Below are 11,465 nucleotides of genomic sequence, written 5' to 3'. Positions count from 1 at the left end.
AATTACGCTAAAATGGATTTTTATTCTCCCGAAATCATTTCCAACAGACGTATTTTTAAGCAAGCTAAAAAATTTCAGAAAAAAAGTGTAAAAAACACATTTCTATATTATCGTAACACTAAATACTTTACCTTTGTATAAAATATAAAGATGACGCAGGATTATTCTCAATATCCCAGACATTTAGTAGCTGTTGACTGCATTATTTTCGGATTCGATGGTGAAAATCTTAAAATACTTCTTGTACAAAGAAATTTTGAACCCAAACTGGGAGAATGGTCGCTAATGGGCGGTTTTATTGATGATAAAGAAAGCTCTGACCAAGCGGCCAATCGCGTTCTGAATACGCTTACCGGGCTTGAAAACATCTATCTCGAACAGCTCAATTCATATACCGAAATTAACAGGGAGCCGACAGCCAGAATTATGTCGATTTCGTATTACGCTTTAATCAATATTGAGAAAAATATTCAGATTAATGAGAAATACAGTGCCAAATGGTTTGATCTTCAGAATTTCCCTACTCTTATTTTTGATCATAATGAAATGGTGAAGGATGCAGTATTACGATTAAGAAGAAGAGCTTCTACAAGACCTATTGGATTTGAGCTGTTACCGGAAAAGTTTACCATGAAAGATCTTCAAAGTCTTTATGAAGCCATTTTCAATGAGCAATATGACAAGCGTAATTTCATCAGTAAAATCAATGCGCTGGATATCCTTGTGAAAACAGAGGAAAAAGATATGACATCTTCGAAAAAAGGATCATTTCTGTACCGATTTGATGAAGGTAAATATAAGAAAAAGCTTGCTGAGGGTTTTATGTTTAAGATTTAGATATCATTCTTTTTACCGGCCCAGCCTAAATGGGTATGCTTAGAATGATCGTTGAATTTCAGTCCGTATCCGAAAATCCGGTCCATCGCAGAATGTGCGAATAGAATAATTCCAATAAATTCTACAACTTGAATTTTAAGGTAAAATCCTAAAATCAAAACAACGACTGCGAACAATTTATGATGGAAAAAGTTATAAACCCAAGCTCCAATTTTAGGACTGATTAAGTAACCAATCATGGATACATCTGGAAGCAAGAGGCAAAGCGGAAAAAGCCACCATGAATACTGTAACTGACTGAAAAGGAAAATAGCGAGACAAAATTGTCCTAATTCTTCAAGCATCAAAAGATTTTTCATTTCGAATATTTATCAGACAAATGTCTGACAATTCAAAATATGTTCGCTTGACAAAAATCAAGAATTTTCCGCCTGTCGCTTTCTGATTCTGCTGAATGTTTCCGGCGTCATTCCCAAAACTGATGCAATATACTGCAACGGAACCTGATGGAATAATTCCCTATTTTGCTCAAAATATTGATTGTACCGTTCCTCTGCCGTCATCGAAAGATGCGAAAAAATTCGGTCTTCCATCATTGCAAAACATTTAATAATAAATTGTTTCTCAATTTCAAACCATTTTGGAAATTCCTGACAGAGTTTTACATAATCTGTTTTGGAAATGGTCAGTAATTCGACTTCGGTAAAAGCCTGTATCGTCCATCGATTGGGTTGATTAAAGAAGAACCCCATTAATTCGGTAACAAAAAAATCTTTGGTGGAAAGCCATTGCGTAATTTCTCTGCCATTTTCCGACAAAGCAAAAACACGTAAAATACCAGATTTTACAATGCTTAATCTGTTGCAAATCTGTCCGGAATTTGTAAATATTTCATTTTTACATAATTTCTCTTCTTTAAAATAAGACTGAATAACAGAAAGTTCCTGAGAACCCAACGGACCAAAATATTGCTGTATCAATTCCTTAAAATCATTCATTTAATTCTTTCTAAATTGTGAATTAAAATTAAACAAAAACAGGATACCATTTCGGCATCCTGCATTTATTTTATTGTATGATAATTTTACCAGAACCTCACATAAAGTGCTGTCAGTAAAAGTAATGTTACTACAATCAGAACCAACGTTCTGTTATCCACTTTGAACATTGAAGCGTCGATAACAAAAGCTTTTGGATTCACTTTAGGGCCGGCAAGACTTATGAGAATCATAACAACAATTGTGATAAAGAATGACCATCCCATATTAATCAAAAATGGAATTTCGGTAATCGTGTGAACTACGCCATTTTCCAGTTTTTCATAAGTGAAAGCTGTGTATAACCAGGTTTCTTTTCCGAAAATTTCCACAGCAAAGCTGTTGAAGAAAATCGCCAGAACGAATCCTAAAATTACGCCTACCAAAGCTGCAGTTCCCGTCGTTCTTTTCCAGAACATTCCCAGTAAGAACATCGCAAAAACTCCCGGACTTATGAATCCTGTATATTTCTGAATGAAGGTAAATCCACCTTCACCGCCGATTCCTAAAACGTCTGTCCAGGTAAATGCTAAAGCGACAAACATCGCAATAATAATTGCCCAACGTCCGGTTCTTACCATCTCAATTTCTGTGGCATCAGCTTTTAAATACTTTTTATAGATATCTAAAGTGAAAATCGTCGAAATACTGTTTACTTTCCCTGCCAGTGAAGCAACGATTGCTGCCGTCAAAGCCGCTACAGCAAGACCCTTCAGACCAACCGGCAAAAATCCTAATATTGCAGAATAGGCGCCGTCTTTCACTCCATTGAAACCAGGCAAGTGACCTTTCGTGTATAAAACATAAGCTGCAATTCCCGGAAGCATTACGATAATCGGCATAAATAATTTTAAGAATCCTGCGAATAAAATCCCCGTTCTCGCCGTCTTCAAATCAGCTCCCAAAGCTCTTTGCGTGATGTACTGATTACAACCCCAATAATTTAAATTTACAATCCACTGTCCGGCAAAATACATTGCTAATCCAGGAAGAACGACATATTTCTGAACATTCAGGTTTTCAGGCATTGCCAACGTTGTAGTTGTGGTCGTTGGTTTATCAAGCATTAATTTAAAATGTTGTGGTGCTTCATGTATTAATGTATTGAAGCCTGCCAAAGCATTTCCTACCGCCGCGCCGTTTACTCTTTGGTCAACGATCTGAAGCGCCATATATACCGTGGCAAAACCTCCGATAATCAAAACCGCCACCTGAATTACGTCGGTGTAACCGATTACTTTCATTCCGCCAAGACCGATTAACAAAGCCATTACAAGTAATCCGATCATGATGATATGCAGACTGCCGCCGCCAAGCAAAGTATCAATTGCCAAAGCACCTAAATAAAGGATTGAGGTTAAATTTACAATTACATATAAAAACAGCCAGAACACAGCCATAATCAGGGAAACCGATTTGTTGTAACGGGTTTCCAGGAATTGCGGCATGGTGTAAATTTTATTTTTAAGATAAATCGGAATGAACCAAATCGCAATAATGATGAGAGCCAACGCAGCAATCCATTCGTAAGCAGCCACCGCTACGCCCACGAAAAATCCTTCGCCGGACATTCCGATGAACTGTTCCGCCGAAATATTAGAAGCAATTAAACTCGCCCCGATTGCCCACCAAGTTAATGAACCTTCCGCCAGGAAATAATCTTTACTGCCTGTTGCTGCAGATTTTTTTCTGTTATAAATCCAGATTCCGTAGCCTGCAACCACCACAAAATAAACCAGAAATATGATGATATCAAGAGTTGCTAAATTTCCCATACTTTATTTTTTAACTGAGAATTTATAAATTGTTTTCGAATGATATTTTTGTCCCGGCTTCAACTCTGTAGAAGGGAAATTCGGTTGATTCGGAGAATCCGGAAAATGCTGGGTCTCCAGACATAAACCTGTTCTTAACTCATTTTTACCACCGGTTTTGGCATCGAATTTTCCATCAAGGAAATTCCCTGAATAAAACTGAACACCTGGTTCATCGGTTAACACTTCCATTACTCTCCCTGATTCCGGGTGATAAACTTTGGCAATGCTTCTCAATCCGCTTCCGTTCAGAATCCAGTTGTGGTCGTAACCTTTTCCTTTTTTCAATTGGTCGTCATCAGCATTGATATCTTTTCCGATAGGTTTTGAAACTGTGAAATCGAATGGACTTCCTTTTACTGCTTTTTGCTCACCAGTAGGAATCAATGTTTCATTGACAGGTAAAAATTTATCTGCATTGATTTGTAGTTCGTGGTCAAGAATTGTTTTTGAGAAATTTCCTGAAAGATTGAAATACGAATGTTGAGTTAAATTAACAACAGCCGGCTTATCGGTTTCCGCTTCGTAAGAAATTTCTAAGGCATTGTCGTCGGTTAAAGTATAGAAAACGGTTGTCGTTAATTTTCCAGGATAACCTTCTTCACCATCTGCGCTGGTATAAGTCAGTTTCAAAGTCGGAAATTTGGTATCTTTCAACGGTTCGATATTCCAGAATTTGGTATGGAATCCTTCTTTTCCACCATGAAGGCTGTTTGGTCCGTCATTTTTATCAATGTCATACGATTTGCCATCCAAAGTGAACTTCGCATTCGCAATTCTATTTCCGTAACGGCCAATTAATGCTCCGAAATAGTAAGGATTTCCGTTGAAATAATCTTCAGGCTTGGTAAATCCTAAAACGACATCTTCATATTTTCCTTTTTTATCAGGAGCGGTAAGTGAAGTGATGATTCCACCGAAGTTAATGACTTCCAGCTTCATCCCGTTTTTATTGGTTAAAGTATATTTTTTGATAGAATCACCTTTTGAGGTAACTCCGTAATCTGAAACCTGTATGTTTTCCATGGGTTGCGCTTGAGTTTTTGATTGATTTTCCTTTTTATTGCAGCCGAAAATACATAAAAAGGCAAAAAGAATGAGCAGATTGATACTTGTTTTTTTCATTGTTGAGAAAGTTTTGCAAGTTTAACGATAATATATTTCATTCCAGCGAAGCGTGTTCTTAAAATCACGGATTTTCGTATCTTCATCGATAACAAGCGATTCGATACCTGCAATCTCCGCAAAATCTTCCAATTGTTCCACGCTGATGTTTTCACTGTAACACGTGTGATGCGCACCACCTGCCAAAATCCAGGCTTCAGCTGCAGTGTACAGGTCAGGAAGCGGTTTCCAAAGCACTCTCGCAACAGGAAGTTTTGGTAATTCTTCGGTGATTTCCAATGCTTTTGTTTTATTGATTAATAGTCTGAAATGATTTCCGAAGTCCATCAACGCAGCATTTAAAGAATCAATATTTCCTCTCGAATTGAACACCAGACGAACCGGATCAGCTTTTCCACCAATTCCCAATGGATGAATTTCACAAGAAGGTTTGTCAACCGCCAAAACAGGGTCAACTTCCAACATGTGCGAGCCTAAAATCGAAGGATTTGAAGGGTTTAAATGATAAGTATAATCTTCCATGAAGGCATTTCCGCCTTCAAGACCTTGTCCCATTGTTTTCATTGCACGAACTAAAGCGGCAGTTTTCCAATCACCTTCTCCAGCGAAACCGTAACCTTTTTCCATTAATCTTTGAACGGCAATTCCAGGCAATTGTTCCAAGCCGTGAAGGTCTTCAAACGTGTCTGAAAAACCTTTGAAATTTCCATCTTTCAGGAACTTTTCCAAACCTAATTCAATTCTTGCAGCAACTTCCAGAGATTTTCTGTTTGAACCTCCGGAAAGAAGAGATTCTGCCATTTTGTAAGAAGCTTCATATTCTTCAATTAAGGTTTTGATTTCACCATCGCCAATCGAATTGACAACGCTCACCAAATCTCCGATTCCCCAGGTATTGACTGAAAAACCAAATTTGGTTTCCGCTTCCACTTTATCGCCATCCGTAACGGCTACAAATCTCATATTATCGCCAAAACGGGCGAACTTCGCACCTTGCCAATCATCCCAACCTGCGGCAACTCTACTCCATTCTCCGATTTGTTTTTGAACTCTTTCTTCAGCCCAGTGTCCTACGACCACTTTTCTATTTTTGCGAAGACGGCTCACCATAAATCCGAATTCCCTATCACCGTGCGCAGCCTGATTTAGGTTCATAAAGTCCATATCCATTGTAGACCACGGAATATCCTGGTTGAACTGTGTGTGAAGATGCAACATTGGCTTTTGTAAAGCGGTCAGTCCGCGAATCCACATTTTTGCGGGTGAAAATGTGTGCATCCAGGTTACGATTCCGATGCAGTCTTTTGCGAAGTTTGCAGCGGTAAGTGTTTCAAAGATTTCTTCCGTCGTTTTTACGGTTGGCTTCAAAACGACTTTCACAGGAATCTGTGAAGAAGCGTTTAAAGCTTCCACGATTTTCGCTGAATGTTCTGCAACCTGCGCTAATGTTTCAGGGCCGTATAAATGCTGGCTTCCGGTGATGAACCAGATTTCTTTCGTATTGAGAGGTGTTAACATATTTTATAAATGATGATTTATAATTGATAATTGATTTTTATTTTCATTTTTCCATAGGTTTCACCTACGGTTACTGATGTTGAACCCTTCGGGTTCGTAGTGTTCTATTGAACGATGACAATTGCCAAAAGCTAAAAGCCATTCGCCAGAAGCCAAACTACTGTCCGTAATAGGCATTTTTGCCGTGTTTCCGTTCGTAATGTTTTTTGATGAGTGAATCTTTCAAACGGGGCGCATTTGGGTTGATTTGTCTTGTGAGATAAGCCATTTCTGCGATGGTTTCGAGAACTTTGCTGTTGTAAACCGCTTTGTCTGCATTTTTTCCCCAAGTGAACGGTCCGTGATTTCCGATGAGCACCATTTCTACTTCTTCGTAAGACAAATCTTTTTCTTTGAAACAGTCGAGAATCTGGATTCCGGTGTTGTATTCATAATTGCCTTCGATTAAATCATCGTGCATCGGTGGTGCGCAAGGGATATCCGTTGTGAGATGGTCTGCGTGTGTCGTTCCGAAAATCGGGATATCCAGTTGCGCTTGTGCCCAAGCTACTGAATAGATAGCGTGCGTATGTGAGATTCCGCCGATGTTTTCCCAGTTTTTGTAGAGATAAGCGTGGGTTTTGGTATCGGAAGATGGTCTTAAATTTCCTTCGACCACGTTGGCATCGTAATCTAAAATCACAATGTCTTCCGGTTTCAGTAATTCGTAAGGAACACCGCTCGGTTTGATGGCAAAGATTCCTTTATCACGGTCAACCGCGCTTACGTTTCCGAATGTGTAAACTACCAACTTCAATGCATCGAGCTGCATATTGGCTTCGTAACATTCTCGTTTTAATTCTTTATAGATGCTCATTTTATTTGCATATTTTTTGAAAATCTGTTTTTTCATCCATAGGTTTCACCTACGGCTATTTATATTGAACCCTTCGGGTTCTCTCCTACGAATCAATCGCAGCCCGGCTTGAGCGGAGCTCTTTTTGTAGCATAGCGGAACAAAAAAGCGGGAGCCCTTCGACAAGCTCAGGATAAACTGCAGACGGATAAAGCTGCCATAATTATTTTAGTTATTGGTTGATGGTTGTTGGTTGATGGTTTTTAAATGATTGTAAATATTTAAAAGGTCGCCTCTACGAGGCTCTCTTTATGATGACAATATTTACATATTTGCTATTAACAGGGCGCTCCTACGGAGCTTTTCTGCTTTAACTTCTATCAACTACAAACTGTCAACCGTCAACTTTTTCTTTGATTTGATATTGTTTTCTGTGAAATCTGCGAGAATCTGATATTGTTTCATAAATTCAGCATATTTTTCTACCTTTTCCACTTGTGGGAAATATTCTGCTTCGAAATCGGAGCCCATTTTCTGGCTGGCTTCCTGAACAGTCGGGTAAATTCCAGCCGCAACAGCCGCATAAATGGCTGCACCCAAAGCCGGAGCCTGGTCTGATTCCGCCACTACAATCGGCATATTAAGAACGTTGGCCAACGTCTGCATAATGAAAGGGGATTTTCTGGCAACGCCTCCGATTCCGATTACTTTTTCGATTTTTACGCCTTCTTCTTCGAAACGGTCGACGATTTTTTTGGCTCCAAAGCAAATCGCATTCACCAACGCTTTAAAAATATGCGGTGCTTTTGTCCCCAAGGAAAGGTTGCTGATCGCCATTTTCAGTTCCTGATTGGCGTCTGGCGTTCTTCGTCCGTTAATCCAATCCAAGGCAACCGGAACCACCTCCGAAAGTGGAATTTTTTCCGCTTCCAAAGTGAGATTGCGGATAAGATTGTTTTCTATTTCGTCTTTCAATAATTGCTTTTGATTGTCGTCAATCACGTTGGAACTCATCAGAATATTGTGAGTTGGCCAGGTCAGAATATCTTTGTACCAGGCCAGAACATCGCCAAATGCAGATTGCCCTGCTTCCAATCCCATCAAGCCTGGAATCACGGAGCCATCGACCTGTCCGCAAATCCCTTTAACCGTATTGTCGCCGATGATTTCTTTGGGAGCCACCATAATATCACAAGTAGATGTTCCCATAATTCTGATCAGCGTATTTTCCTCCACTTTTGCCCCCACCGCTCCGGAATGAGCGTCGAAAGTTCCGACAGCAATTACGGTGTTGGTTGTTAAGCCTAATTTTGTTGCCCATTCTTCATTCAGATTTCCGGCAATTTCATCGGAGGTGTAGGTTTTTTCATACAATCTGTCGCGAAGCTCTGCCAGTGAAGAATCCAGCTGACCGAGAAATTCTTTGGAAGGCAATCCGTCCCATGATTCGTGCCACATTGCTTTGTGACCGCCTGCACAACGGCTTCTTTTAAACGTTGCTAAATCCTGATTATCGGAAAGTAAAAAGGTAAGGTAATCGCAGTGCTCCATCCAGCTGTATGCTGCATTTTTTACGGTTTCATCTTCTCTGTTGATGTGAAGAATTTTTGCCCAAAACCATTCGGAAGAATAAATTCCACCTTCAAATTTTGTATAATCTTCGCCGCCCCAGTTTCTTGCCAAATGATTGATTTCTTCAGCTTCGTTGATGGATGTATGGTCTTTCCATAACACCATCATTGCATTCGGATTTTCTGAAAATTCAGGTAAAAGTGATAAGGCAATTCCTTCTTTGTTCACGGGAAGCGGTGACGAACCTGTCGTATCTATACAAATACTGACGATATTTTCAGGAGCAACACCACTTTCTTTGACAACAGTTGAAATGGTTTTTTCCAACCCTTCGATATGGTCTAGCGGATGCTGACGAAATTGATTTTCTTCCGGCTTACAGAACTTTCCTTCTTTCCATCTTTGGTAATAACTTACGGAAGTCGCCAGTTCTGCCCCATTCTCCGTATCAATCAAAACGGCTCGAACAGAATCTGTCCCATAATCTAAGCCGATAACGTACTTTTTCATTAACGAAAGTGATTTATTTGATTATTTGTTTTAGCTCTTTTTAAAACAACAGATGTAATGGATTACATTCTGCAAAGATTTCTCCTTAAGTTTTCATTTACCTTAAAGAATCCTTTAATTTTCTATTTAAGAGATAAAACAAATATAAGATTCTATTTTAAATAAATGTAATAATCACACTTAATTTTAAAATTTCCTTTATTAATGGTAGTTTACAGCTATTTTATTTTCAAAATAACTAAAGAATTTGCCGGAATTTCAACAGAAATCTTTCCTTTTTTAATGGCCTGCGTTTCCTCTTTTGGCGTAATGGTTTCTGATTGGAAATTATTTTCATCGGAAAGTCCTGCAGAGGTCAGCACAATTTTGGTGAGTCGACTGCCCATTTTGATGTTTTTCGGATTGATTTCAACGGAAGTTTCCTGAGGATTAGAATTAACAATTTTAATGATGATTTCTCCTTTTTTAAGGTCACGAACTGCCGATGCGTAGAGATTATTCTCACCTTTCAACGGTTTTCCGTTTTCTGAGATTTTAATTAAATCCGTTCCTTTGTTGTTGGAGAATAATTTCTGAACGTAATAATTCGGAGTGGCATAAGATTTTAAATTATTGAACCAAATCAAATCCGGAGTCCATTGCCAACCTTCTGCGTGAGCGAAAAGCGGTGCGTAGGAAGTCATTGTCACAACATCTGCGTTGCGTTCCAATCCGGTCATAAAAGCAGCTTCTGAAAGTGCGGTCAGCCAATTGTTCTTATTGTCGGGTTTTACAACACCAACCGATTGCGCGGCATATTCTCCGGCAAAAACTTTTGGTCCTCTTCTATCGTATTTATCGTATCTGTCAGCATTTTTTAAGAACCATTCAGGGGAATTGTAGTAATGTTCGTCCACAATCTGAGCATTCAGTTTTTTAAGTTCTTTCCAGCCGTAATCGAAAAATTCGCCATCGGGAGACGGTCCGCTTCCGGAAATGATTTTGATGTCGGGATATTTGTTGTGAATCGCTTTTTCAAAAACTTTGTAGCGTTCAATATAATCCGCGCCCCACTGCTCGTTTCCAACGCCAATGAATTTCATATTAAAGGATTTCGGATGTCCCATTTCAGTACGGATTTTTCCCCATTTCGTGTTGGAATCACCGTTTGCAAATTCAATCAAATCCAAAGCATCCTGAACGTAAGGGTCTAAATCTTCCATTTTTGCAAGTTCAGCTGTGTTAAATTGGCAAGCCATTCCGCAGCTGAGAATCGGAAGCGGTTCTGCTCCCAAATCTTCCGCCAACTGGAAATATTCAAAAAAGCCAAGTCCGAAAGACTGCCAATAATCCGGAGTGAGACGGTGGGCAAATCCATTGTTCCATTTGTTAATCAAATTTTCGCGGTCTTCTACTTTACCAATCGTCTTTTTCCATTGATATCGCTCTGCTAAGGTTCTTCCTTCGACGATACAGCCACCAGGAAAACGTAAAAATCCAGGTTGTAAATCATATAATTTTTGAACCAAATCCTTTCTTAAACCGCCTTTTCGGTTTTTCCAGGTGTCTTGCGGGAACAGTGAAATCATATCCATATTCACAACGCCTTTTCCTGTAAAAGTGATTTGAAGCTTTGCTTTTTCAACAGTTTTAGAAGGTGTGAAAACAGCATTGTATTTTTGCCAGCCTCTGCCTTTTATAATTGTTGAAACTGAAGAAATCACTGTTCCATTTTCATCAATCAGGCTTGTATTGATGGCAGAAATATTTCCTGAAATGTTTTCTAAATTGAAACTTAAGTCATATTTCTCCCCTTGATGCAAACCAATTCCTCGGAAACCTTCGTTTTCCAGCACATAATTTTTGTCATTCCAGACCGTAATTCTTGCGTAGTTTTTATTGGTTTTGGATTTGTCGGTTATAATCGTCAAAAAACCGGAATCCAGATTCGGAGACAATGTTTTTGTGTTGGGTTGTTTCCAGCCTGTCAGAGGTTCGTCAAACTCGAAACTGCGATTTTTTATGAGCTCAGCATACAATCCGCCGTCTGCCGCAAAGTTGATGTCCTCGAAGAAAATTCCGTACATTGTTGGTTGGATTTTGATGTTGGTGGAAGTTCCGTCCAATTCGAGAAAATGCTTTTTTATATTTCCATTTTGTGCCGAAAAGAAGGTTACGCTTAAAGAAAATGCGGTTGCGAATATTTTGGATTTTGTTTTCATTTTTGAGTTGAAAAGT

9 protein-coding genes are annotated in these 11,465 nt (G+C 39.1%); 1 reads left to right on the top strand and 8 read right to left on the bottom strand.

Annotation, left to right across the window (positions count from 1 at the left end; translation table 11 throughout):
- The first annotated feature begins 150 nt into the window (after nt 1-150).
- Entirely contained in the window at nt 151-837 is a 687-nt protein-coding gene (locus tag BMW64_RS05175; RefSeq protein WP_089998923.1) for an NUDIX hydrolase, read from the top strand.
- On the opposite strand, the gene BMW64_RS05170 is transcribed toward BMW64_RS05175, so the two are convergent.
- The 8 genes from BMW64_RS05170 to BMW64_RS05135 form a co-directional block, all read right to left on the bottom strand.
- Nucleotides 834-1,196, bottom strand: coding sequence for a DUF4260 domain-containing protein (locus BMW64_RS05170; protein WP_089998921.1), 363 nt, complete (start codon nt 1,194-1,196; stop codon nt 834-836). The two genes, BMW64_RS05175 and BMW64_RS05170, sit on opposite strands and share 4 nt — an antisense overlap.
- Nucleotides 1,197-1,253: 57 nt before the next feature.
- Nucleotides 1,254-1,835, bottom strand: coding sequence for a Crp/Fnr family transcriptional regulator (locus BMW64_RS05165; protein WP_089998920.1), 582 nt, complete (start codon nt 1,833-1,835; stop codon nt 1,254-1,256).
- An 86-nt stretch (nt 1,836-1,921) separates the two neighbouring features.
- Nucleotides 1,922-3,649: a sodium:solute symporter family transporter gene (locus BMW64_RS05160; protein WP_089998918.1), complete on the bottom strand. Its 1,728-nt coding sequence runs from the start codon at nt 3,647-3,649 to the stop codon at nt 1,922-1,924.
- Nucleotides 3,650-3,652: 3 nt separating this feature from the next.
- A complete protein-coding gene (locus tag BMW64_RS05155) occupies nt 3,653-4,813 on the bottom strand; it encodes an aldose epimerase family protein (RefSeq protein WP_089998917.1) in 1,161 nt (386 codons plus the stop codon).
- A gap of 21 nt (nt 4,814-4,834) precedes the next feature.
- The gene (gene araA / locus BMW64_RS05150; RefSeq protein ID WP_089998915.1) at nt 4,835-6,331 is read right to left on the bottom strand and encodes an L-arabinose isomerase; all 1,497 of its coding nucleotides are present in this window, start codon (nt 6,329-6,331) and stop codon (nt 4,835-4,837) included.
- 157 nt (nt 6,332-6,488) lie between these two features.
- A complete protein-coding gene (locus tag BMW64_RS05145; RefSeq protein ID WP_089999272.1) occupies nt 6,489-7,187 on the bottom strand; it encodes an L-ribulose-5-phosphate 4-epimerase in 699 nt (232 codons plus the stop codon).
- Between the two features lie 363 nt (nt 7,188-7,550).
- Nucleotides 7,551-9,248 carry a ribulokinase gene (locus BMW64_RS05140; RefSeq protein ID WP_089998914.1) on the bottom strand — a complete coding sequence of 566 codons (1,698 nt, stop codon included), beginning with the start codon at nt 9,246-9,248 and terminating at the stop codon, nt 7,551-7,553.
- Nucleotides 9,249-9,466: 218 nt separating this feature from the next.
- Nucleotides 9,467-11,449, bottom strand: a complete 1,983-nt coding sequence (locus BMW64_RS05135) for an alpha-L-arabinofuranosidase C-terminal domain-containing protein (RefSeq protein ID WP_089998912.1) — start codon at nt 11,447-11,449, stop codon at nt 9,467-9,469.
- Between the last annotated feature and the right edge of the window lie 16 nt (nt 11,450-11,465).

It is taken from the genome of Chryseobacterium taichungense (genome assembly GCF_900109935.1).
GTDB classification, from domain to species: Bacteria; Bacteroidota; Bacteroidia; order Flavobacteriales; family Weeksellaceae; genus Chryseobacterium; species Chryseobacterium taichungense.
The sequence above is the reverse complement of the archived record's forward strand: the minus strand, read 5'-3'. Positions and strand labels throughout refer to the sequence as shown.